We start from the raw sequence: 22,226 nt of genomic DNA on the forward strand, positions 1-22,226 counted from the left end.
CTCCGTATGGTCGGTGGCACCCGAACGGAGACCATCTCCGAATCAGGTTACCGCCTCCCCGACAGGACGTCCCGTGCCCGACCAGCTGCTCCTGGCCATCCAGATCGCCAACGGCTACGGCCCCCAGCCGGGCTCCTGGCGGATGCCCGGGGTCGACCCGCGCAGCTACACCGACATGGACGTGTTCGCCCGGTACGCCCAGGCCGCCGAGCGGGGGAAGATCCAGCTGGTCTTCCTCGCCGACACCCCCGCGCTGGAGAACGACATCTCCCGGGCGGTGCCGAACCACTCGATCGACCCGCTGGTGGTGCTGACCACGATGGCCCGGGCCACGCAGCGGATCGGGCTGGTGGCCACCGCGTCCACGACGCTGAACGAGCCGTACACGATCGCCCGGCAGTTCAAGGCCCTCGACGTGGCCAGCCACGGCCGGGCCGGTTGGAACGCCGTCCCCACCTCGCTGCCGGCCGCGGCCGCCAACTACGGCATCGCGCTGCCGCCGCGGGCGCAGAAGTACCAGCGGGTGCACGAGGTCGTGCAGGTGGTCCAGGCGCTGTGGGGCAGCTGGGAGCGCGACGCCTGGGTGCTGGACGCCGAGCGCCGCCAGTTCGCCGACACGGACAAGATTCGGCCGGTCGGCCTGCAGGGGGAGCACGTGGCCGCCCGCGGCCCGCTGCCCATCCCGCCGTCGGAGCAGGGCCAGCCGGTCGTCTTCCAGGCCGGTGGGGGCGGCAACGGGCTGGAGGTCGCCGCCCGGTACGCCGACGGGGTCTACGCCAACCCGTTCAGCATCGCCGAGGGCAGGGCGCACCGGGACGCGCTGCGGGCCGCGGCCGTCGCCGTCGGCCGGGACCCCGACGAGGTCAAGCTGTTCGCCGGCTTCATGCCCAGCATCGCCGGCTCCCGGCGCGAGGCCCTGGACCGCCGCCGCCGGCTGGACGAGGTCGTCGACCTCGACCAGCGGGTGGGCTACCTGGGCTCGATGCTGGGCCTGCGCCTGGAGCCGGCCCAGCTCGACGAGCCGCTCACCGCCGACCAGCTCGCCGCCGCGCGGCCCTCGCCCGGTGACCCGCGCGCCCCGCATGCGCTGCAGGTCGCCCGCGAGGGCTGGACGCTGCGCGACGTGCTCGCGCACGGCGTCATCGACTACCACCCGGTCGTGCCCGGCACCGCCGAGGACGTCGCCGACCACATGCAGGCCTGGTTCGAGGCCGGTGCCTGCGACGGGTTCTCCCTGGCGATCGACGTGTACGCCGACGGCATCGACGCGTTCGTCGACCAGGTCGTCCCGATCCTGCAGCGGCGCGGGCTGTTCCACCTCGACTACGAGGGCCCCACGCTGCGGGAGAACCTCGGCGTCCCCGACCAGTACGGGCTCGACCCCCGACTCACCGCCTGACCACCCACCACCACCCACGGAGGACCACCATGCAGATCGGCATCCTGGGCGTCGGCAACATCGGCGCCACGCTCACCGCCCGCCTGACCGCCGCCGGGCACGATGTCCGCGTCGCCAACTCCCGCGGCCCGGAGACCATCCCGGCCGAGGTCACCGACGCCGGTGGCCGCCCGGTGCACGCCGACGACGTCGCCACCGACGTCGAGGCGCTGGTCGTCTCCATCCCGCTGTCCGCGATCCCCGGGATCCGGCCCGTCGTCGACCGGCTGGCCCCCGACGCCGTCCTGCTCGACACCTCGAACTACTACCCGATGCGGGACGGCCAGATCTCCGCCCTGGACGACGGCCAGGTCGAGAGCCTGTGGGTCAGCGAGCAGCTGGGCCGCCCGGTGGTCAAGGCCTGGAACTCGATCGTCGCCGGGTCCTTCGCCGGCCTGGCCCGGCCCGCCGGCGCCCCGGACAGGATCGCGCTCCCGGTGTCCGCCGACGACGACGCCGACCGCGCGCTGGGCCGGCTGCTGGTCGAGCAGACCGGTTTCGACGCCCACGACGCCGGTCCGCTCGCCGACTCCTGGCGCCAGCAGCCCGGCGCCCCGGCCTACTGCACCGACCTCACCCTCGCCGAGCTGCCCGCAGCCCTCGCCGCGGCCGACCCGGCCCGCTCGCCGAAGCGCCGCGACCTGGCGATGGCGGTGCTCGGGGAGCTGATGGGCGACCCGTCCGCGGACCGCGGGCCGGACTTCATCGTGCGGGTGAACCGGCTGCTCTACCCCTGAGCCCGCGGGATCCGCAGGCCGGCGACCAGGCCGAGCGCCAGCACCCCGGTGGTGACGGCGAACGCCACCTGGAAGGACGCCGCGTCGGTGAGCGCACCGGCGGCCAGCGGGCCGATGATCCCGCCGAGGTCGGCGGCCATCTGGAACACCGCCACCACTCGCCCGCCGCGGACCGGGCTGACATCGGCGACCAGGGCGGCCGGGGTGCTGGCCAGCAGGGACGCCGACAGGCCGAACACCGCCATCGACACCAGGAACGCCGGGGTGGACGCCGGGCCGGCCAGCACGCCGACCGACGCGGTGGCCAGCCCGGCGCCCAGCAGCAGCGACGGACGGCGTCCCCACCCGTCGACCAGCCGGCCCGACCGCAGCAGCCCCAGCGCCTGGGCCAGCGACCCGACCAGCAGGCCGGCGCCGGCCCAGGCGACCGTCCGGCCCAGCTCCTCCGTCACGTACAGCGGGACCAGGGAGTTGCGGACACCGAAGAGCATCCAGCCGACGCCGAAGTTGGCGGCCAGCGCCGCCACGTAGGCCGGGTGCGCCAGCGCCGCGCGCACAGGCAGCGGTCGCGCGGTGGGCACCTCGGGCGCGGCGACCAGGTCCGCGTCCACCGGGCCCGGGGGCACCCGCAGCTGGGCGAGACCGACCGCGCCGGCGGCCAGCAGGAACCCGGCGTAGAGGAAGAACGGCAACCGCGGGGACAGCTCGGCCAGCACGCCGCCGAAGGCCGGGCCGGCGATGCCGCCGAGGATGAACCCGCCCTGGTAGGTGGCCGCCGCCCGGCCGCGGTGGGTCGGGGGCGCCACCCGCAGCAGCAGCGACAGGGCGGCCACGGTGAACATCGCGCTGCCCACCCCGCCCAGGGCCCGCAGGGTCAGGAAGACCGGGAAGCTGGTCGCCAGGCCGGCCGCACCGGTGGCGGCCGCGACGACCACCAGCCCGGCGCTGAGCACCAGCCGCTCGCCGAGCCGCTCCACCAGCGCCCCGCCGCCGAACGCGGAGGCGAACCGGGCCGCCGAGAACGCGCTGACCGCCAGCCCGACGGCCGTCGTCCCCACCCCGAAGGACCGGGCGAACAGCGGGATCGCCGGCGCCACGATGCCGAACCCGAGCGCGACCACGAAGGCCACGACGGCCAGCACCCACACCTCCCGGGGGAGGTCCCCCCGGCCCGCTCGCACCACCCGCGGATGGTCGCAGCCCGGGTCAGCCCGCCAGCAGCCGGTCCCGGTGGGCCAGCACCGCACCGCGGCGGGCATCCCCGGCCGGCAGCAGCTCCAGCAGCCGGTCGTGCACGGCCAGGTCGTCGGCGCCCACGCCGCTGCCGGCGAGCCGGTGCAGCAGGTCGACGTCCCCGGTGTCCAGCACGGCCCGGCGCAGCCCGCCGGCCAGCTCCTCGCGCAGCCCGCGCACCAGGGGTGCCTCCGACCGGGGCAGCAGCAGGCCGGGGGACGCCGCCAGCGCGTCGGCGACCCGGCCGTCGGTCAGCGCCCGCCGGACGGCGAGGACGTCGCTGTCCACGGTGGCCGCCAGCCGGTAGGGCCGGGTCATCAGCAGGTCGGCGCCGATCAGCTGCCGCAGCCGGTGCACCTCGCCGCGGACGGTGGTCTGGTTGCCGCGGTCGCCGTACAGCAGCAGCGCCAGCTGTTCACCGGTCAGCCCGTCGGGGTGCACGGCCAGCGCAGTGAGCACCTCGGCCGGGCGCAGGGTCAGCGGCAGCGGCCGGTCGTCCAGCCGCGCCCGGGGCAGCCCGTCGCCCAGGAACCGCAGGGTCAGCGTGGGCGGGGCCGGCGCCAACCGGACCGGGCGGGCGGGGGAGCGCAGCAGCCAGCCGTCGGCCAGCGGCTCGACGACCACCTCGGCGCCGTTGTCCAGCACCAGCCGGTCCTGCGCCGGGGGGAGCGCGACCCGCTCGGGCCACCAGCCGTAGGGCTGCCCGGCCAGCAACCGGCCCGACCGGGTGACCAGCGCGCCGGCGGCCGGGCCCAGCCGGGTCAGGTGGCCCATGTTCTCCATCCGCAGCCGCTCGTCGGCGATCGCCAGCTTGACCCGCAGGTGGTGCTCGGCGAGCTGCGCCGTGGCCGCCACCAGCTGCACCAGCGCCGGGTGCACGGTGTGCAGCGGGCCGCTGACGTCGACCGCGCCGAGGATCGCGCCGGTGTCCGGGTCGTGCACGGGCGCGGCCACGCAGGTCCACGAGTGGTAGGTGCGCACCAGGTGCTCGGCGGAGTGGATCTGCACCGGTGCGTCCACCGCCAGCGTCGTCCCCATGGCGTTGGTGCCGATCGCGGCCTCGCTCCAGTTGGTGCCCGGGAACAGGCCCACGCCGTCGGCCCGGACCAGCAGCTTGGCCGCGCCGTCCCGCCACAGCACGTTGCCCGCGGCGTCGGTCACCAGCATCACGTGCATCGCCTCGTCGGCGATGCTGGCCAGGGTGCCGCGCAGCAGCGGCAGCACCTCGGCCAGCGGGTGCGCGTCCCGCACCGCGGCCAGCTCGTCCTCGGCGTAGACCACCGGGGGCGTGCGGTGCTCGGGGTCGACGTGCGCGGCCAGGCTGCGCTGCCAGGACGCCGACACCACCGGCCGGGGCGCGGGGCCGTGCTCGTCGCCGGACAGGACGGCGTCGAACACGCCGGTCAGCACCCGGGCGTGCGCCGCCGGGTCGGTGCCGGGGTCCCTCGCGGGTCGCCCCACCCGTCGTCCGGCCACGGTCGCCCCCTGCCCTCGACGTGGCGCCGGTCACCTCGACGCCCCCCAGATCATCGGGGGCGCGGGGTGCCCGGGCAAGCGCCGGGGGTGCCCGGGGTGCTCAGCCCGAGGTACTCAGCCCGGCAGCGCCGCGACGGCGGCCTCGGCCACCGAGACGTCCTGCTCCACCGACCCGGCGCTGACCCCGACGGCGCCGACCAGCACTCCGTCGCGGACCAGCGGGATGCCGCCGCCGAAGGCCACCATGCCGCCGGCGGTCTGCTCCAGGCCGTACAGCTCGGCGCCGGGCTGCACGAGCGGGGTCAGCGCCGCGGTCGGGGCGGCCATCAGCACCGAGGTCACGGCCTTGCGGGTGGAGATGTCGATGCTGGCCTTGATGGCCCCGTCCATCCGGGCGAAGGCGACCAGGTGGCCGCCGTCGTCGACGACCGCGACGTTCATCGGCTGGCCGATCTCGGCGGCGTGGGCGAGTCCGGCGTCGAGGACGGCGCGGGCGTCGGCGTGGCTCAGGGATGCGCTCATGGCGCCCATCAGAACCCCTCCGCGCCCCGCAGACCAGACCCCGCGCCCGCGCAACGAACGCGCAACGTGTCGGCTGTCACAGTGCCCCCGAAGACCCGCGCCCAGGACGTCGTCGACCCCAGGAGCACCCCCGCATGAGCAGTCCCACCGCACCCACCCTGACCGTCGCGGACTACCCGCTGTCGGTCAACCGGCCCGAGCTGCTGCGCACCCCCACCGGCAAGCCCGTGACCGCCCTGACCATGGACGCCGTCGTCTCCGGCGAGCTGACCGCCGAGGACCTGCGGATCGCCCCGGAGACCCTCGAGTTGCAGGCCCAGCTCGCCGACGCCAGCGGCCGGCCGCAGCTGGCCGCGAACTTCCGCCGGGCCGCGGAGATGACCGCGATCCCCGACGCCGAGGTGCTGTCGATGTACAACGCGCTGCGCCCGCGGGCCTCCACCGCGGCCAAGCTCACCGCGATGGCCGACAAGCTCGAGCAGACCTACGGCGCCCCGGTGTCCGCGGCGCTGGTCCGCGAGGCCGCGGAGGTCTACGGCCGCCGCCGGCTGCTGGCCGACGACGAGCCCGAGGACGCGGCGACCGCCGCCACCAGCCCGGACGCCGTCACCCCTGCCGTCGCGGCCGACGAGACAGCCGCCGACGAGACAGCCGCCGACGAGACCACCGGGAGCCCCGCATGACCGCCGTCCAGCCGCTGCGCGCCGAGGAGCCCCGGCACTCGCTGCGCACCGAGGTGCTCGAGGCCCGCCCGGTCAACCTGGACGGGTTCGTCGAGGAGTGGCCCGAGAAGGGCCTGGTCGCGATGGAGAGCGACTTCGACCCGCAGCCCTCCGTCCGGGTCGAGGACGGCCGGATCGTGGAGCTCGACGGCCGGGAGCGCGCCGACTTCGACTTCATGGACAGCTTCATCGCCGACCACGCGATCGACGTGGCGACGACGGAGGCGTCCATGGCGCTGCCCTCGGTGCAGATCGCCCGGATGCTCATCGACCCCGGCGTCTCCCGCTCCGAGGTCATCGCGGTGACCCGCGGGCTCACCCCGGCCAAGGTGCTCGACGTCGTCAAGCTGATGAACGTCGTGGAGATCATGCAGGGGATGCAGAAGATGCGGGCCCGCCGCACCCCGGCCAACCAGGCGCACTCCACCAGCGCCCGGGACAACCCGCTGCAGGTCGCGGTGGACGCCGCCGAGGGCGCGCTGCGCGGGTTCGCCGAGCTGGAGACCACCCTCGGCGTCGTCCGGTACGCCCCGCTGGTGGCCATCGCGCTGCAGGTCGGCGGCCAGGTCGGCCGCGGGGGAGTGCTCACCCAGTGCGCGCTGGAGGAGGCCACCGAGCTGGAGCTCGGCATGCGCGGCATCACTGCCTACGCCGAGACGATCTCCATCTACGGCACCGAGTCCGTCTTCGTGGACGGCGACGACACCCCGTGGTCCAAGACGTTCCTGGCCTCGGCCTACGCCTCCCGCGGCATCAAGATGCGCTTCACCTCGGGCACCGGGTCGGAGGTGCAGATGGGCAACGCCGAGGGCCGCTCGATGCTCTACCTGGAGATCCGCTGCATCCTCATGGCCAAGGGCGCCGGGGTGCAGGGCCTGCAGAACGGCTCGATCAGCTGCATCGGCGTCCCGGGTGCGGTGCCCGGCGGCATCCGGGCCGTGGCCGCGGAGAACCTGGTCGCCTCGATGATGGACCTGGAGTGCGCGTCGGGGAACGACCAGTCGTTCTCGCACTCGGCGATGCGCCGGACCGCGCGGATGCTGCCGCAGCTGCTGCCCGGCACCGACTTCGTCTGCTCCGGGTACTCGGCGGTGCCGAACTCGGACAACATGTTCGCCGGGTCGAACTTCGACACCGACGACTACGACGACTGGAACACCATCCAGCGCGACCTGCAGGTGGACGGCGGCCTGCGGCACGTCCGGGAGGCCGAGATCGTCGCGGTCCGGGCGAAGGCGGCCCGGGTGCTGCAGGCGCTGTTCGACTACCTCGAGCTGCCCCGGATCACCGACGAGGAGGTCGAGGCGGCCACCTACGCCAACAGCTCCAACGACTACCCGTTCCGCGACGTGCTGGCCGACCTCACCGGCGCCCAGCAGGTGATGGACCGCGGGGTCACCGGGCTGGACCTGGTCCGCGGGCTGGAGGCCACCGGCTTCCACGACGTGGCGGAGAACCTGCTCACCGTGCTCCGGCAGCGGGTCTCGGGGGACCTGCTGCAGACCGCGGCGATCCTCACCGCCGACTTCACCCCGCTGTCGGCGATCAACGACGCGAACGACTACGCCGGCCCGGGCACCGGCTACCGGCTGCAGGGCGAGCGGTGGGAGGAGCTCAAGAAGCTCCGGCACGTCACCTCCGCCACCAACCCCGAGACCGAGGTGGACTGAGATGACGACCCTGGACGCACCGGTCGAGCGCACGCTCACCCTGCGCGAGACCGGCCCGGCCACCCGGGGCACCCGCCCCGACGAGGTGGTGATCGCGGTCTCCCCGGCGTTCGGCGACCCGTTCACCCAGACCATCGTCGGGGTGCCGCACGCCGAGGTGCTCCGCCAGCTGATGGCCGGCATCGAGGAGCAGGGCGTCGGCGTGCGGGTCGTGCGGGTCTGGAACACCGCCGACCTGGCCGCGGTCTCGCACATCGCCGCCCGGCTGTCCGGGTCCGGCGTCTCGGTGGGCATGCTGTCCCGCGGGACGACGATGATCCACCAGAAGGACCTGCCCCGGCTGTCCAACCTGGAGCTCTTCCCGCAGTCCCCGCTGCTGGACGCCCCGGTCTTCCGGGCCATCGGGTCCAACGCCGCGCAGTACGCCAAGGGCCAGTCGCCGCAGCCGGTGCCCACCCGCAACGACCAGATGGCCCGGCCGCGCTGGCAGGCCAAGGCCGCGCTGCTGCACCTCAAGGAGTTCGAGTGCATCCGGGCGGACGCCGGCCCGGTCGAGCTCGAGGTGACCATCGAGCGCGCCGCGGGGTGAGCGGCCGGCTCGTCGTCGGCGTCGACATCGGCAACAGCACCACCGAGGCGTGCCTGGCCCTGGTCGGCCCGGGCGGCGAGGTGACCCACCTGGGCACCGCGCTGACCCGGACCACCGGGGTCAAGGGCACCCCGGCCTCCACCGAGGGCGCGCTGACCGCCGTCCGCCGGGTGCTCACCGACGCCGGCCGGCGCCCCGGGGAGCTGGACCGGGTGCTGCTCAACGAGGCGACCCCGGTGATCAGCGGGCTGGCGATGGAGACCATCACCGAGACCGTGATCACCGAGTCCACGATGATCGGGCACAACCCGGCCACCCCCGGCGGCGAGGGCCTGGGCGTGGGCACCACCGTCTCGGTGCTCGACCTCGCCGGCCACCCGGGCGACGAGCCCGCGGTGGTCGTGGTGCCGCACGGCTGGGACTTCGACGACGTGGCCGCCGCGCTGAACACCGCCGTCGCCCGCGGGGTGCCGGTGGTGGCCGCCGTCCTCGCCGGGGACGACGCCGTGCTGGTCACCAACCGCCTCCGGCAGCCGATCCCGGTCGTCGACGAGGTCTCCGCGGTGGAGAAGGTGCCCCTGGGCATGCGGGCCGCGGTCGAGGTGGCGGCCCCGGGCCGGACCATCCGCACGCTGTCGAACACCTACGGCATCGCGACGGTGTTCGACCTGGACCCCGACCAGACCCGGCAGGTGTCCCCGGTGGCCCGCGCGCTCACCGGCAACCGGTCGGCCGTCGTCGTCCGGACGCCGTCGGGGGACGTCACCGACCGGCGGATCCCGGTCGGCGTGCTGGAGCTGCGCGGCGAGGTCCGCACCGTGAAGGTCGACGTGGACGCCGGCGCCGAGGCGATCATGGACGCGCTGGCCCGGGTGCAGCCGCTGCGCGACGCGCACGGCGAGCCCGGCACCCACGTCGGCGGCATGCTCGCCGCGGTGCGCGACACGATGGCCGACACCATGGACGACGGGTCCGGGGGAGCGCCGGGGGACATCGCGATCCGGGACGTGCTGGCGGTGGACACCTTCGTGCCGGCCGAGGTGCGCGGTGGGCTGGCCGGGGAGATCACGCTGGAGAACGCGGTCGGGCTGGCCGCGATGGTGCGCACCAGCCGCAGCCGGATGGCCGCCGTCGCCGCCCGGGTCTCCGCCGAGCTGGGTGCCGAGGCCACCATCGGCGGGGTCGAGGGCGAGATGGCGGTGCTCGGCGCGCTGACCACGCCGGGCACCCGGGCGCCGGTGGTCGTGGTCGACCTGGGCGGCGGGTCCACCGATGCCGCCTCGCTGACCGCCGAGGGCGTCTGCACCGCCGTCCACGTCGCCGGGGCGGGGGAGCTGGTCACCAAGCTGGTCGACGCCGAGCTCGCGCTGGACGACCGCGAGGTCGCCGAGCTGGTCAAGCGGTCGCCGCTGGCCAAGGTGGAGAGCTTCTTCCACGTCCGGCACGAGGACGGCACCGTGCAGTTCTTCGACCAGCCGCTGCCCGCCCACGTCTTCGCCCGGGTCGTCGTGCTGAGCCCGGAGGGCCCGGTGCCGATCGGCACCCGGCACGGCCTGGACGCCGTCCGCCGGGTCCGCCGGGAGGCCAAGCGCCGGGTGTTCGTGGTGAACACGCTGCGGGCGCTGCGCCAGGTCGCCCCCGACGGCGACCTGCGCCGGCTGGACTTCGTGGTGCTGCTGGGCGGCTCGGCGCTGGACTTCGAGATCCCCGACCTGATCGCCGACGCGCTGGCCGCGCACGGCGTGGTCTGCGGCACCGGCAACGTGCTGGGCGACCAGGGCCCGCGCAACGCGGTGGCCTCGGGCCTGGTGGCCGCGTTCGCCCAGGGCATCGGGTGAGCCCGCGGCGGGAGGAGCGGGTCGAGCCGCCGGCGATCGTGCTGAACCACGCCCCGGGCGCTCCGGCGGGGGTGCTGCGCGAGGTGTCCGCGGGCGCGGAGGAGGAAGGTGTCCCGCTGCGCCGGCAGACCGGCGAGGGGGAGGCGGTGGAGCTGGCGCACGCGGCGGCCCGGGACTCGCGGCTGTCGGTCGGCGTCGGGGTGTCCGCCGACGGCACGCTGGCCGTGCACCACGCCCAGCTGCCCGCCGACCACCCCGCGCTGGAGGGGGACGCCGCGGACGGGCGCCGCGCCGGCCGGGTCGCCGCCCGCGTGGTCACCGGCCTGCCGCTCACCTGAGGTCAGGCCCGAGCTCAGGCCAGGGCTCAGGCCAGCGCCAGGGTCAGCTCCAGGACGGTGCGCGGGTCCTCCAGCCGGTCGCCGTACAGCTCGCGCAGCTGGCCCATGCGGTAGCGGACGGTCTGCGGGTGCACGAAGAGCGCGGCGGCCACCTGCTCGCGGCGGCCGTGGTGCAGCAACCAGGCCCGCAGCGTCTCGGTCAGCTTCTCCCGCGCCCCCTCCGACAGCTCGTCCAGCGGCGCCAGCACCGCCGCCCGCAGGTCGGCCAGGGCGTCCTCGTCGGCCCGCAGCACCAGCTCGCACAACCGCTGCTGGGTGTCCACCGGCGCCGACCCGTCCGGGACCGCGCCCAGCTCCACCACCCGCAGCGCCCGGCGGTGGGAGGCCGCGGCGTCCCACCAGGGCCGGGGCGGACCGACGACGGCCTCCTTGCCCTCCAGCGCCCGCAGCAGCGCGGCGCGGGCCGGCCCCTCCGCGTCGGGCACCAGCAGCACCGACACCTCGTCGTCGCCGGGCTGCAGGGTGCCGCCGTCCAGCAGCGCCAGCGCGCCGCGCACCCGGGCCGCCGGCAGCAGCACGGCGGTCAGCGTCCGCGGCAGCGGCCAGTCGGCTCGCTCGGCGTCCGCGACCAGCTCGTCCTGCGGCGCCCCGGCGAGCAGCCGCTGGCCGAGCTTCTCCAGCAGCCGGGCCCGGACCCGCCCGGTGGCCTGCCGCTCGTCGGTGTGCCCGGCCACCGCGGCGGCCGATAGCGCGTCGATGTAGGCGAACACCAGCTCGGCGAACCGGGCCAGCTGCGCGGCGGTGAGCCCGGCGGCCACCGCCTGGTCGGCCAGCCCGCGGAAGGCCACCCGGGCACCGACCCGGAAGGCACCCAGCAGCGCGTCCATCGACCGCCCGCCGCGGGCCTCGCCCCGGCCGAGCTTGTAGCTGGCGTCCAGGGCCGGCTGGATCGGGGTGTCCGCGGCGTCGGCGCCGCGGGTGGTGGCCAGCTCGAGGAACCCGCCCAGGGCCAGCTGGACGGCGTTCTCGATGGTCGCGCTCATGCCGTCGGCGTAGGCACCGGCGTAGGCCGGCACCTCGGCGACGATGGTGGCCACGGTCGCCTCGGCGACCCCGGGCAGCTCCCGCCGGATGGTCCGGGCCACCTCGACGGACAACGTGCTGGGCTCGGACACCGCAACTCCTCGCTGACCAGATGGTTCCCCGAACCGTTGTTCGCAGGGGGTGAAAACTACACCCGGATTCACATGCAGGGCACAGGTATTCATCCCTCAGGTGGGACATGATCAGACCATGCCGACGACCGGACCCAACCTCCGCGAGCGCGTGGCGCGCTTCGTCGAGGCGGCCACCACGCCGTTGCTGCCCCGCGACTACCTGGACATCTTCGCCCCGCTGCGCAGCGGCGCCGACCTGCGCGGCAAGGTCGTCGACGTCCGTCCCGAGACCGCCGACGCCGCCACCGTCGTCATCCGGCCCGGCCGCGGCTGGCGCGAGCACGTCCCCGGCCAGTACGTCCGCATCGGTGTGGACGTCGAGGGCGTCCGGCAGTGGCGCGCCTACTCGGTCACCTCCGACCGGGCGGCCACCGACGGCACGATCAGCATCTGCGTGAAGGCCATCCCCGGCGGGAAGGTCAGCAACCACGTCGTCCGCGAGCTGCGCCCGGGCACCGTCATCCAGCTCGACCAGGCGACCGGTGAGTTCACCCTCCCGGAGCAGCGGCCGGCCAAGGCGCTGTTCGTCACCGCCGGTTCCGGCATCACCCCGGTGATGGGCATGCTGCGCAACCACCTCGACGAGCTGCCCGACGCCGTCCTGGTGCACTCCGCGCCGACCGCGGACGACGTCGTGTTCGGTGCCGAGCTGCGCGCGATGGCCGCCACCGGCGGGCTCCGGCTGGTCGAGCGGCACACCGAGACCGACGGCTTCCTCAAGCCCGCCGAGCTGGCCGAGCTGGTGCCCGACCTGGCCGAGCGCACCACCTGGGCCTGCGGCCCGGCCGGTCTGCTCGAGGCCCTCGAGGAGCACTGGGCCGCCGAGGACATCGCCGACCGGCTGCTGATCGAGCAGTTCCGCCCGCGGGTGCTGGTCACCGGCGAGGGCGGCTCGGTCACCTACAACCAGACCGGGACGACGGTGCCGTCGGACGGCGCCACCCCGATCCTGGACGCCGCCGAGGAGGCGGGGCTGATCATGCCCAGCGGCTGCCGGATGGGCATCTGCTACGGCTGCGTGCTCCCGCTGCGCGAGGGCGCCGTCCGCGACCTGCGCAACGGCGAGCTCACCGTGGCCGCCCCCGGCGACGGCGTGCTGGTGCAGACCTGCGTCAGCGCCGCGGCCGGCGACTGCGACATCGACCACTGATCCACCCGATCCACGACACCCGTTCCCCCAGGCTGAGGAGAACCACCGTGACCGCACTGCAGAAGAAGTCCGACAACCCCGTGGCGCACCTGTCCGCCGAGGACGTCGAGGAGATCGGCCGCCGGCTGGACGCCATCCGCAAGGAGATCGCCGACAGCCGCGGTGCCGACGACGCCGCCTACATCCGCAAGGTGATCGACGTCCAGCGGAAGCTCGAGCTGGCCAGCCGCGCGGTGCTGCTGCTGTCGAAGTTCCCCCCGGCCTGGATCCTCGGGACGGCGGGCCTCTCGGTCGCCAAGATCCTCGAGAACATGGAGATCGGGCACAACATCCTGCACGGCCAGTGGGACTGGATGCGCGACCCCAAGATCCACTCCACGACGTGGGAGTGGGACATGGCCAGCCCGTCGGCGCAGTGGAAGCACTCGCACAACGAGCTGCACCACACGTACACCAACGTGATCGGCAAGGACAACGACCTCGGCTACGGGATCATGCGGGTCGACGAGGACCAGAAGTGGATCCCGCTGTACCTGGCGCAGCCGCTGTGGAACTTCGTCAACGCGTGCTTCTTCGAGTACGGCATCGCCGCCTACGACCTGGAGCTGGGCAAGAACCTGGCCACCCCGGAGCGGCGCAAGGACCCCAAGTTCAAGGCAGCCGCCAAGCAGGTGCTGGGCAAGATCCGCAAGCAGGCCACCAAGGACTACCTGGTGCACCCGGCGCTGTCGGGCCCCAGCTTCGTGCCGACCCTGGCCGCCAACTTCGTGGCCAACGTCGTCCGCAACCTGTGGTCGCACTCGGTGATCATGTGCGGGCACTTCCCCGAGGGCGTCGAGACCTACGAGAAGACCTCCATCGAGGGCGAGACCCGCGGTGAGTGGTACCTGCGCCAGATGCTCGGCTCGGCCAACATCTCCGGGTCCAAGGCCATGCACATCATGACCGGCAACCTGTCCCACCAGGTCGAGCACCACCTGTTCCCGGACCTGCCGAGCAACCGGTACGCCGAGATCGCCCCGAAGGTCCGCGCGATCTTCGACGAGTACGGCCTGCGGTACCACACCGCGTCGCTGCCCCGGCAGGTCGGCAGCGCCTGGCACAAGGTCTTCCGGCTCTCCCTGCCCAACGGCTGGATGGCCGCGACCACGCCGGCGAACGCGCCCCAGCAGGTGGCCCAGCTCTACAAGCTGACCACCGGTGGTCCCAAGGTCCGCCGCGCCTACGACCGGGCGCAGCGCGCCGCCTGATCCACGCACCAGGAGCCCCCGCCGACCACGGTCGACGGGGGCTCCTGCGCGTCCGAGCTGAGATCGGGTCAGTAGCCCTCGGGCCTGGCCGGGGTGTCGATCCAGTCGATGAAGAACTGGCCGAGGTCCTCACCGCTGATCTCCTCGGCGAGGTCCTGGAGGTCGTCGGTCGACACCGAGCCGCCGGCGTTCGTCGTCGTCCAGTCGCGGAGCAGCTGGAAGAACGCGCCGTCCCCGATCTGCGTGCGCAGCGCCTGCAGCGCCGCGGCACCGCGGTCGTAGGTGGCCGCGTCGAACAGCGTCTCCGGGCTCGGGTCACCGGGCGGGGTGTCCCAGAACTCGTCGTCGGCCGGGATCGAGTAGATGTCGGCGTAGAGGTCCTCCACGGACGGGCCGCCGCGCGACTCCGACCACAGCCACTGCGAGTAGGTCGCGAAGCCCTCGTTGAGCCAGATGTCGCGCCAGGTCGTCGGCGTCACGCTGTCCCCGACCCACTGGTGCGCCAGCTCGTGGGCGACGGTGTCCTCGTCGGCGTACCCGGAGTAGACCGGCCGGGTCTGGGTCTCCAGCGCGTACCCGACCGAGTCGTCGTCGACGATGGAGCCGAACGAGGTGAACGGGTAGGGCCCGTAGATGCCCTCGAAGAACGCGATCATGTCCGGCTGCAGGGCCAGCGCCTCCTGGGTCACCTCGAGCGCCCTGCCGGTGACGTCGGCGTCGACGTAGTCGAGGATCGGCAGCCCGTCCGGGCCCACCGACTCCGTCGCGACGAAGTCGCCGATCGACGCGGTGGACAGGTAGCTGGCCATCGGGTCCGAGGCCCGCCAGGTGTACGTCGTCCGGCCGTCGACGGTGACCGGGGCACCGACCGGCTCGCCGTTGGCGACCGCGGTCAGGTCCTCGGGCACGGTGATGGCGAAGGTGTAGGTGGCCTTGTCGAGGATGGAGTCGTTCACCGGGTACCAGGTCGAGGCGCCCTCGGGCTCGTTGGCGACCAGGGCGCCGTCCGGGGTCGACGTCCAGCCGTAGTTGGCGTCCTCGATGTCGGTCGGCTGGCCGGGCACGCCGCCGTAGACGACGGTGACCGTGTGCTGGGTGCCGGCGCGCAGCTTGGGCGCCACCTGGACGACGAGCTCGCCGCCGCGGCCGTCGGCGGGCGGGGGAGTCTGGGCGAACCGGGAGGGCTTGCCGTCCACGGACACCGCGGTGGCGGTCAGCCCGCGCAGGTCCAGGCTCAGGCTACGCAGGTCCTGGGTGGCGGTGAGGGTGATCGTCGCGGTGCCGTCCAGCCGACCGGTCGCCGGGTCGTAGGCCAGCTGCAGTCCGTAGTCGGCGACGTCGTAGCCGCCGTTGCCGGCGTTCGGGAAGTACGGGTCCGTCGAGGTGGTGCTGCCGTCGGCGTAGCGGGGGCCGGGGCTGCCGGGCGCGGCCTGGGCGGCGCCGCCGCCGAGGACGAGGGCGGCGGCGAGGACGAGTGCGGTACCGGGTGCTGCGGCGCGGGGCAGGTGCATCGGGGTCCCTCCCTGGGGGTCCGCTGTGGACCGGTCCTGAGGGACGCTAACCGTGTGCGGGCCCGGGCGACAGGCCCCGGACGCAGCGGAGCCCCCGCCGGTGCTGCGACGGGGGCTCCGGGTCCTGCGGGGTTCAGAGGTGGAGCAGCGAGCCCTGCTCGTCGTGCGCGTGGGCGGTCGGGTCGTCCAGCCACACGCCGCCGTCGGCGAGGTAGCGGAAGCGGACGGCCTCGCCGACGGGCAGCTTCACCACGACGCTGCGGGTGCCGTTGCTGCGCTTCTTGAGGGTGTGGGTGCCGGGGGTCCAGCCGTTGAAGTCACCGACGACGGAGACCGGGCCGGGGGCGGCCTGCTCGTCGAGGGCGAAGGTGACGGCGACGTCGGCGGGGTTCTTCTTGAGACGGATCACGGTGTACTCCGGGGGAGGCGGGGCGCGGGTGGTGCGGTTCCGGGCGTCGGCGGCCGGTCCTGCGGGGCGTGCTGCTGAACCTAGGGAGAGCAGTGCCGGGCCCAGAGCCGCCACACCGGCGACGGGCCCGAACTGGGGCGGGTGTGACGGGTGGGGAGCCCGGGCTACCGTCCGCCGGTGACCGTCCTCGTCGAGCCCGCCGACCCCGCCGACTTCCCGGCGATCGCCGACCTCACGGTGCAGACCTACGTCTCCCAGGGCTGGGCGGGGCCCGGGTACCAGCAGCAGCTGGCCGACGTCGCCGGCCGCGCCGCCCGGGCGCAGCTGCTGGTGGCCCGGCTGGAGGGCCGGCTGGTCGGCAGCGTCGCCCTGGTGCTGGACGGCGACTTCGGCGAGGTGACCGCCGGGCCGGAGGAGGCCGCGTTCCGGATGCTGGTGGTGGACCCCGCGGTGCGCGGTCAGGGGATCGGCGAGGCGCTGGTGACCGCCTGCCTGCAGCGCGCCGCCGCGGCCGGCGCCACGACGATGGTGCTGTCCACCGACCCGCGGATGCACGCCGCGCACCGGCTGTACGCCCGGCTCGGGTTCACCCGGCTGCCCGAGCGCGACTGGTCGCCGATGCCGGGGACGGACCTGCTGGTCTACGCCCGGCCCCTGGGCTGACCTCAGGTCAGGACGTCGACCACGAGCCAGGCGTTCAGGGCGGTGACCGCGAGGGCGACCAGCACCGCGGCGGCCGTGGTCACCCGGCGGTTCACCCAGGCGCCCATCACCGACCGGCGGGCGGTGAGCCAGACCAGCGGGACCAGGGCGAACGGGATGCCGAAGCTCAGCACCACCTGCGACCACACCAGCGCCGTCGTCGGGTCCGCGCCCCAGACCAGCAGGCCGACCGCCGGCGCCACGGTGATGGTGCGGCGCAGCAGGACCGGGATGCTGCGCTGCAGGAACCCGGCCATCACCACCTGGCCGGCGTGCGTGCCGACCGAGGACGCCGCGAACCCCGACGCCAGCAGCGCCAGCGCGAACGCGATCGAGGCGCCCTGCCCGCTGCGCTCGGCGAGCCCGGCGTGCACGCTCTCCAGGCTCTGCTCGCCCTCCCCGGAGAACAGCCCCGCGGCGACCACCAGCAGGACGGCGTTCACCACGCCGGCCAGCAGCATGGCCAGCAGGACGTCGAGCCGCTGGGCCCGCAGCAGCCGCCCCCTCCCGGACCGGGTGCGCGCGGCGGTCACCGCGTCGCCGTAGCGGCCGGGGGTGAGCGCGGAGTGCACGTAGACCACGTGCGGCATGACCGTGGCACCCAGGATCCCGACCGCGAGCACCCCGGCGTCCCCGCTCAGCGGCGTGGGGGCCAGCCCGGCCACGACCCCGGCCGGGTCCACCCCGGCGTCCAGCATCGTGTAGCCGAAGCCGGCCGCGATCACCAGCAGGCACCCGGTGACGGCCCGCTCGAAGGGTCGGTGGCCGAACCGCTGCAGCCCCAGCAGGGCGAACGCGACGACCGCGGTCAGCACGCCGCCGATCGGCAGCGGCACCCCGAACAGCAGGTTCAGCGCCACGGCCCCGCCGACGATCTCGGCCAGGTCGGTGGCGATGGCCACCACCTCGGCCTGCACCCACAGGCCGCGGGTGACCGGCCGGGGCAGCGTCTGCCGGCAGAGCGTGGCCAGGTCCCGGCCGGTGGCCAGCCCGAGCTTGGCGGTGAGCGTCTGCACGAGCACGGCCAGCACGTTGGCCGCGACGACCACCCACAGCAGGCTGTACCCGAACGAGGCGCCGGCGGTGGCGTTGGTGGCCACGTTCCCGGGGTCGACGTAGGCGATGGCGGCCACGAAGGCGGGGCCGAGCATCGGCCACAGCCGGGTCCGTCGGCGGGTGGGCGGCGGCGGGGTCGGTGTGCGCGGCAGCGCGGCGGCCTCGGTGCGGGACAGGAACACGGGACCCCCAGGGCGGACGACGGACGGTCCCTCCTGCGGTGCCCGGGCCACCGGCCCGCGCGGGCCGGTCGTGGCCCCCGGGGGCCAGCCTCGCGTCCCGGGTGGCGCGCCCGGGCCGGATCCCGTCGACTCGGGGGGACCGACCGGAGGTCCAGCAGGGGGCCCTCCGCACCGCGATCACCCCGCCCCCAGGGATCCCGATGCCTCACACCTCTGCCGCCTCACTCCGCCGCGGTCAGGCCCACCCGGCCGGCCAGCGCCGCGGCCTCCGTCCGGCTGGACACCCGCAGCTGCCGCAGCAGACCGGCCACCAGGCGCTTGGCCGTCCGCTCGGACACGTGCAGCGCCAGCGCGATGTCCAGCGTGGGAGTGCCCGCGGCCACCAGCCGCCACAGCCGCCGGTCGTCGGCCGACAGCCGGCCCAGCACGCCGCGGTCCTCCCGCGGCGCGGCGTCGGCCAGCAGCCGGCGCAGCAGCTCGGCGGGGACGACGGACCAGCCCTGCACCAGCGCCAGCAGCGGCGGGGCCAGGCTGTCGGGGTCGGCGGCCTTGGGCAGGAACGCCTCCGCCCCGGCCCGCAGCGACTCCAGCTGCTCCTCCTCGTCGGCGGTGCCCGACAGGGCCACCACCCGGACGGCGGGGGCGGTGCGGCGGATCGCCGCGATCGCCCGCAGCCCGCCCGGGGGCGGCATGGCCAGGTCGACCAGGGCCAGGTCGGCCTGCTCCCGGCGGACCAGGGCGGCCGCGGCGGAGGCGTCGTCGGTGCAGCCGACCACCCGCAGCCGGCCACCGCTGGCCGGCGGCAGCAGCATCGCCAGCCCACGGCTGAACAGCGGGTGGTCGTCGACGAGCACGACGTCGACGGTGGGGGGAGGGGTCGCACGCAGTTCGGTCATCACTCGCCCGGGGTGGGGGACTGCCGGCGACGGTTCTGGCCGCTGGGTCGTCAGGGGGTGTGCCCGTGACCATCACCGGCGACACCACGACCGGCCGTTCCCGGACCGGATTCCTGCGCCGGCTGCGCCGCCGGCCCGTGGACCCGGTGGTCGTCACCGAGGAGGAGGCGCTGGTCCGCGCGCTGTGCCACGACCTGGGCACGCCGCTGGCCAGCCTGCACGCCCTGCTGGGCCACCTGGCCCGCGAGGGCGCGGACGCCGACCCGGTGGCCGAGCTGGCCCTGGCCCAGGCGGACAGCCTGGTGTCGATGCTGCGGACGGCGTCCGCGACCGGGGGAGCCCTGCCGGCCGGCGGCTGGCCGCGGGCCCTGGTCGACGTCGTCCGGGCGAGCCTGCAGGCCTCCGGGCTGCCCGCGGGCCAGGTGCGGCTGGACGTCGAGCCCGCCGCCGCGGAGGTCCCGGTGGGCGACGCCCGGGTGCAGCGGATCCTGACCAACCTGCTGGAGAACGCGCACCGGCACGGGGCGGGCCGCCCGGTCGAGGTGGCCGCCGACGTGCGCGAGGGGTGGGTGCAGCTGGTGGTGACCCAGCCCGGCGTCCCGGACCGCGTCGTGGAGCACCTGCAGGCCCGCCGGCCGCCCGGGGACCTCACCGGGCTCGGGCTGTGGTCGGTGCAGCGGCAGGCCCGTGAGCTGGGCGGTCGGGTGACCTGCCGGCGCGGGCCGGCCGGGCTCGGTGTGGTGGTCGACCTGCCCGACCGCTGAACCGGGCCCGCGGGGGCCACGGACGGGCCCCGGTGGGCCACCCGGGATGGGGAGTGAGGGTCTGAGGCCGCGACGCGGCGCTCGACCCACCACCGATGAGGAGACGCCGTGTTCACCCACACCCACGCCCTGCAGTTCGAGGCCAAGCCCGACGGTCCCGACCCGGACTTCGCCCGCAAGATGCAGGAGGTCCTCGGCGGCCAGTGGGGCGAGATGACCGTCGCCACCCAGTACCTGCTGCAGGGCTGGAACTGCCGCCTGCCCGGCAAGTACAAGGACATGCTGCTGGCGATCGGCACCGAGGAGCTCGCCCACGTCGAGATGATCGTGACGATGATCGACCGGCTGCTGGACCACGCGCCGCTCAAGCCCGACGCCGCGGACCGGACCAAGGAGGCGGCGGCCGGCTACGGCCAGCACAACCCGCAGCACCTCATCGCCAACGGCTCCGGCGCCTCCTACATGGACAGCATGGGCAACCCCTGGACCGGCGCGTACGTCACCGCCAGCGGCAACCTGTTCGCCGACTTCTCCTACAACGCCACCGCCGAGATGCAGGGCCGCCTGCAGGTCGCCCGGCTGTGGAACATGACCGACGACCACGGGGTCAAGGACCTGCTCCGCTTCCTGCTCACCCGCGACCACATGCACCAGCAGCAGTGGCTGGCCGCCATGGAGGAGCTCAAGGCCGACGGGCTGGACGGCATCCCGGTGCCCGAGGCGTTCCCGCTGGACGAGGAGCTCCCGGAGTTCGCCTACACGTTCATCGACGCCTCGGACGGCCCGGACGCCGCGGCCGGCCGCTGGGCCAACGGCCCGGCCCTGGACGGCACCGACAACACGCTGTCGGCCGCCCCGATCGCCGCGCACGCCGACGCCCCGATCCTGCCGCCGGGCGACCCGCGGCTGTTCGGCACCCCGCCGGTGCCGGGGGAGTCCCTGCTGCAGAAGGCCAAGGACGCCCTCAAGTAGCCGCTCCACCGGGGCCCGCACCCGCGGGCCCCGGTGACCTGCTCGACCCCTGCCCGGAACGTCGACGGAAGAGGTGCCCCGTGCTGCTCAGCCCCCGCTCCCTGCCCCTGCTCCTGACGCTGCTGCTGGCGGTGCTGGTCGCCGTCCTCGTGCCCGGGGCGCCGCCCCTGGCCGGCGTCGTCGTCGCCGCCGGTGCCGTGCACCGGCCCGCCCGCCCGCCCCACCCCCGGCAGCACGGCGCAGCCCCGCCCCCCGCCGCGGCCCCCGCCCCCGCCCCCCCCCCGACCGTCCCCTTTACACACCCGGCCCCGCCCGACGCACCCCCCTCTTTNCCTGACCCACCCCGCACCCCCAGGAGGAACGATGTCCCACTCCCTCGACACCCCGACCGGTTCGGGCGACCCGTCCACGACCGACGTGGCCAAGGACCAGGCCCGCGCGGTGGGCCAGTCCGGCGCGGAGGCCGGCAAGCAGGTCGCCGGCACCGCCGCCGACCAGGCCAAGGAGGTGGCCGGCGAGGCCCGCCGGCAGGCCTCCGACCTGCTCTCCCAGGGCCGGGAGCACGCCACCGAGCAGGCCCGCGGTGGTCAGCAGAAGGCCGCCGGCAGCCTGTCCGCGCTGGCCGAGGAGCTGCGCACGCTGACCGACGGCGAGGGTGCCTCCGGTCCGGCCACCGACCTGCTGCGCCAGGCCACCGGCCGGGTGGAGTCCTTCGCCGACCACCTGCGCGACCGCGAGCCCGCCGACCTGCTGGAGGACGTGCGCAGCTTCGCTCGCCGCCGGCCCGGCGCGTTCCTCCTCGGCGCGGCCGTCGCCGGGGTGCTGGCCGGCCGGCTCACCGGCGGTGTCGTCGCCGCGCACAAGGACGACGGCCCGGGCACCTCCTCGACCCCGACGCCGACCACCCCGACGCCCGCGCCGCACGACGTCACCACCGGGACCGGACCGCTGCCCGGTGCGCCCGGCGCGGCGGCCGGGTACGCCGCCGTCCCGCCGGTCGCCGACGGGCCCGGCTACGACCCGGTCACCGGCTACAGCCCGGTCCCGCCCGCGCCGTCCGCGCCCGCAGCGCCCCCGGTGCCGCCCGCGCCGTACGGGACCGCCGGGGGTGGCCAGGCATGAGCACGCCCTACACCGGCGGGCAGCCCGCGACCGACGACGGCCACCCCGACGTCGAGGGCACCTCGGTCGGGCAGCTGCTCGGCGAGGTCAGCCGGGACCTGTCGACGCTGATGCGGCAGGAGCTCGAGCTGGCCAAGGCCGAGGTGAAGGCCGAGGCCGCCAAGGCGGGCAAGGGCGCCGGGATGCTCGGTGGGGCCGGGTACGCCGGGCACCTGACCGTGCTGTTCCTGAGCCTGGCCCTGTGGGCCGCGCTGGCCAGCGCGATGCCGGCCGGGTGGGCGGCGCTCATCGTCGCCGTCGTCTGGGCCGTCGTCGCGGGCGTCCTGTTCGTGCTCGGCCGCAAGCAGCTCAAGACCGTCAACCCCAAGCCCGAGCGCACCGTGGAGACCCTGCAGCGGGTCCCCGGCGCCGTCACCCCCAACTCCTGACCCG

General features: G+C 75.1%; 22 protein-coding genes. 14 read left to right on the top strand and 8 right to left on the bottom strand.

The window, feature by feature from the left end; genetic code table 11:
* Window positions 1-73: 73 nt before the first annotated feature.
* Together LFA75_RS21110 and LFA75_RS21115 are read left to right on the top strand one after the other, a co-directional pair.
* The gene (locus LFA75_RS21110; protein ID WP_225235547.1) at window positions 74-1,399 is read left to right on the top strand and encodes an NtaA/DmoA family FMN-dependent monooxygenase; all 1,326 of its coding nucleotides are present in this window, start codon (window positions 74-76) and stop codon (window positions 1,397-1,399) included.
* Between the two features lie 29 nt (window positions 1,400-1,428).
* A complete protein-coding gene (locus tag LFA75_RS21115) occupies window positions 1,429-2,175 on the top strand; it encodes an NADPH-dependent F420 reductase (protein ID WP_225235548.1) in 747 nt (248 codons plus the stop codon).
* Here LFA75_RS21115 and LFA75_RS21120 read toward each other — a convergent pair.
* The 3 genes from LFA75_RS21120 to LFA75_RS21130 all read right to left on the bottom strand — a co-directional run bounded on the left by LFA75_RS21120 (window position 2,166) and on the right by LFA75_RS21130 (window position 5,406).
* On the bottom strand, window positions 2,166-3,359 hold the full coding sequence (locus tag LFA75_RS21120; protein ID WP_225235549.1) for an MFS transporter: 1,194 nt from the start codon (window positions 3,357-3,359) through the stop codon (window positions 2,166-2,168). The two genes, LFA75_RS21115 and LFA75_RS21120, sit on opposite strands and share 10 nt — an antisense overlap.
* Before the next feature lie 22 nt (window positions 3,360-3,381).
* Window positions 3,382-4,869 carry a helix-turn-helix domain-containing protein gene (locus LFA75_RS21125; RefSeq protein ID WP_225235550.1) on the bottom strand — a complete coding sequence of 496 codons (1,488 nt, stop codon included), beginning with the start codon at window positions 4,867-4,869 and terminating at the stop codon, window positions 3,382-3,384.
* Window positions 4,870-4,998: 129 nt separating this feature from the next.
* Entirely contained in the window at window positions 4,999-5,406 is a 408-nt protein-coding gene (locus tag LFA75_RS21130; RefSeq protein WP_225235551.1) for a GlcG/HbpS family heme-binding protein, read from the bottom strand.
* A gap of 134 nt (window positions 5,407-5,540) precedes the next feature.
* On the opposite strand from LFA75_RS21130, the gene LFA75_RS21135 reads away from it, so the two are divergent.
* The 5 genes from LFA75_RS21135 to LFA75_RS21155 are packed head-to-tail and all read left to right on the top strand — an operon-like array spanning window position 5,541 to window position 10,563.
* A complete protein-coding gene (locus LFA75_RS21135; protein ID WP_225235552.1) occupies window positions 5,541-6,089 on the top strand; it encodes a diol dehydratase small subunit in 549 nt (182 codons plus the stop codon).
* Window positions 6,086-7,798: a propanediol/glycerol family dehydratase large subunit gene (locus LFA75_RS21140; RefSeq protein WP_225235553.1), complete on the top strand. Its 1,713-nt coding sequence runs from the start codon at window positions 6,086-6,088 to the stop codon at window positions 7,796-7,798. Before LFA75_RS21135 ends, LFA75_RS21140 begins: the two co-directional genes overlap by 4 nt.
* A gap of 1 nt (window position 7,799) precedes the next feature.
* A complete protein-coding gene (locus LFA75_RS21145) occupies window positions 7,800-8,387 on the top strand; it encodes a propanediol/glycerol family dehydratase medium subunit (protein ID WP_225235554.1) in 588 nt (195 codons plus the stop codon).
* Complete coding sequence (locus LFA75_RS21150; protein ID WP_225235555.1) at window positions 8,384-10,225, top strand: diol dehydratase reactivase subunit alpha; 1,842 nt, start codon at window positions 8,384-8,386, stop codon at window positions 10,223-10,225. The genes LFA75_RS21145 and LFA75_RS21150 overlap by 4 nt, the downstream gene beginning before the upstream one ends.
* Complete coding sequence (locus LFA75_RS21155) at window positions 10,222-10,563, top strand: glycerol dehydratase reactivase beta/small subunit family protein (protein WP_225235556.1); 342 nt, start codon at window positions 10,222-10,224, stop codon at window positions 10,561-10,563. The genes LFA75_RS21150 and LFA75_RS21155 overlap by 4 nt, the downstream gene beginning before the upstream one ends.
* 26 nt (window positions 10,564-10,589) lie before the next feature.
* Here the strand turns inward: LFA75_RS21155 and LFA75_RS21160 are convergent, their stop codons facing one another.
* Window positions 10,590-11,738 carry a PucR family transcriptional regulator gene (locus tag LFA75_RS21160; RefSeq protein ID WP_225235557.1) on the bottom strand — a complete coding sequence of 383 codons (1,149 nt, stop codon included), beginning with the start codon at window positions 11,736-11,738 and terminating at the stop codon, window positions 10,590-10,592.
* A gap of 118 nt (window positions 11,739-11,856) precedes the next feature.
* Here LFA75_RS21160 and LFA75_RS21165 point away from each other — a divergent pair, with 118 nt between their 5' ends.
* Both LFA75_RS21165 and LFA75_RS21170 read left to right on the top strand, forming a co-directional pair.
* A complete protein-coding gene (locus tag LFA75_RS21165; protein WP_225235558.1) occupies window positions 11,857-12,930 on the top strand; it encodes a ferredoxin reductase in 1,074 nt (357 codons plus the stop codon).
* Between the two features lie 47 nt (window positions 12,931-12,977).
* Window positions 12,978-14,180 carry a fatty acid desaturase family protein gene (locus tag LFA75_RS21170; RefSeq protein WP_225235559.1) on the top strand — a complete coding sequence of 401 codons (1,203 nt, stop codon included), beginning with the start codon at window positions 12,978-12,980 and terminating at the stop codon, window positions 14,178-14,180.
* A 68-nt stretch (window positions 14,181-14,248) separates the two neighbouring features.
* On the opposite strand, the gene LFA75_RS21175 is transcribed toward LFA75_RS21170, so the two are convergent.
* Window positions 14,249-15,691, bottom strand: coding sequence for a M1 family metallopeptidase (locus LFA75_RS21175; protein WP_225235560.1), 1,443 nt, complete (start codon window positions 15,689-15,691; stop codon window positions 14,249-14,251).
* Between the two features lie 133 nt (window positions 15,692-15,824).
* Window positions 15,825-16,100, bottom strand: coding sequence for an isoamylase early set domain-containing protein (locus LFA75_RS21180; protein ID WP_225235561.1), 276 nt, complete (start codon window positions 16,098-16,100; stop codon window positions 15,825-15,827).
* A 177-nt stretch (window positions 16,101-16,277) separates the two neighbouring features.
* Here LFA75_RS21180 and LFA75_RS21185 point away from each other — a divergent pair, with 177 nt between their 5' ends.
* Window positions 16,278-16,763, top strand: coding sequence for a GNAT family N-acetyltransferase (locus LFA75_RS21185; RefSeq protein WP_225235562.1), 486 nt, complete (start codon window positions 16,278-16,280; stop codon window positions 16,761-16,763).
* Window positions 16,764-16,765: 2 nt separating this feature from the next.
* Here the strand turns inward: LFA75_RS21185 and LFA75_RS21190 are convergent, their stop codons facing one another.
* Window positions 16,766-18,040, bottom strand: a complete 1,275-nt coding sequence (locus LFA75_RS21190; RefSeq protein WP_225235563.1) for an Nramp family divalent metal transporter — start codon at window positions 18,038-18,040, stop codon at window positions 16,766-16,768.
* A gap of 221 nt (window positions 18,041-18,261) precedes the next feature.
* Window positions 18,262-18,936: a response regulator gene (locus tag LFA75_RS21195; RefSeq protein ID WP_225235564.1), complete on the bottom strand. Its 675-nt coding sequence runs from the start codon at window positions 18,934-18,936 to the stop codon at window positions 18,262-18,264.
* A 65-nt stretch (window positions 18,937-19,001) separates the two neighbouring features.
* Here LFA75_RS21195 and LFA75_RS21200 point away from each other — a divergent pair, with 65 nt between their 5' ends.
* The 4 genes from LFA75_RS21200 to LFA75_RS21215 all read left to right on the top strand — a co-directional run bounded on the left by LFA75_RS21200 (window position 19,002) and on the right by LFA75_RS21215 (window position 22,222).
* The gene (locus tag LFA75_RS21200; RefSeq protein ID WP_225235565.1) at window positions 19,002-19,700 is read left to right on the top strand and encodes a sensor histidine kinase; all 699 of its coding nucleotides are present in this window, start codon (window positions 19,002-19,004) and stop codon (window positions 19,698-19,700) included.
* Between the two features lie 108 nt (window positions 19,701-19,808).
* On the top strand, window positions 19,809-20,672 hold the full coding sequence (locus LFA75_RS21205) for a manganese catalase family protein (protein ID WP_225235566.1): 864 nt from the start codon (window positions 19,809-19,811) through the stop codon (window positions 20,670-20,672).
* Window positions 20,673-21,035: 363 nt separating this feature from the next.
* A complete protein-coding gene (locus LFA75_RS21210; protein WP_225235567.1) occupies window positions 21,036-21,794 on the top strand; it encodes a hypothetical protein in 759 nt (252 codons plus the stop codon).
* A complete protein-coding gene (locus LFA75_RS21215) occupies window positions 21,791-22,222 on the top strand; it encodes a phage holin family protein (RefSeq protein WP_225235568.1) in 432 nt (143 codons plus the stop codon). Before LFA75_RS21210 ends, LFA75_RS21215 begins: the two co-directional genes overlap by 4 nt.
* Window positions 22,223-22,226: the final 4 nt, after the last annotated feature.

Source organism: Klenkia terrae (assembly GCF_900491935.1).
In the GTDB taxonomy this organism is placed as follows: Bacteria; Actinomycetota; Actinomycetes; order Mycobacteriales; family Geodermatophilaceae; genus Klenkia; species Klenkia terrae.

Excerpts from the sequence above, each read along its gene's own strand:
- LFA75_RS21215 (WP_225235568.1), top strand. The coding sequence starts at position 21,791 with ATGAGCACGCCCTACACCGGCGGGCAGCCCGCGACCGACGACGGCCAC.
- LFA75_RS21130 (WP_225235551.1), bottom strand. The coding sequence starts at position 5,406 with ATGAGCGCATCCCTGAGCCACGCCGACGCCCGCGCCGTCCTCGACGCC.
- LFA75_RS21135 (WP_225235552.1), top strand. The coding sequence starts at position 5,541 with ATGAGCAGTCCCACCGCACCCACCCTGACCGTCGCGGACTACCCGCTG.
- LFA75_RS21145 (WP_225235554.1), top strand. The coding sequence starts at position 7,800 with ATGACGACCCTGGACGCACCGGTCGAGCGCACGCTCACCCTGCGCGAG.
- LFA75_RS21210 (WP_225235567.1), top strand. The coding sequence starts at position 21,036 with ATGTCCCACTCCCTCGACACCCCGACCGGTTCGGGCGACCCGTCCACG.
- LFA75_RS21115 (WP_225235548.1), top strand. The coding sequence starts at position 1,429 with ATGCAGATCGGCATCCTGGGCGTCGGCAACATCGGCGCCACGCTCACC.
- LFA75_RS21195 (WP_225235564.1), bottom strand. The coding sequence starts at position 18,936 with ATGACCGAACTGCGTGCGACCCCTCCCCCCACCGTCGACGTCGTGCTC.
- LFA75_RS21175 (WP_225235560.1), bottom strand. The coding sequence starts at position 15,691 with ATGCACCTGCCCCGCGCCGCAGCACCCGGTACCGCACTCGTCCTCGCC.
- LFA75_RS21165 (WP_225235558.1), top strand. The coding sequence starts at position 11,857 with ATGCCGACGACCGGACCCAACCTCCGCGAGCGCGTGGCGCGCTTCGTC.
- LFA75_RS21140 (WP_225235553.1), top strand. The coding sequence starts at position 6,086 with ATGACCGCCGTCCAGCCGCTGCGCGCCGAGGAGCCCCGGCACTCGCTG.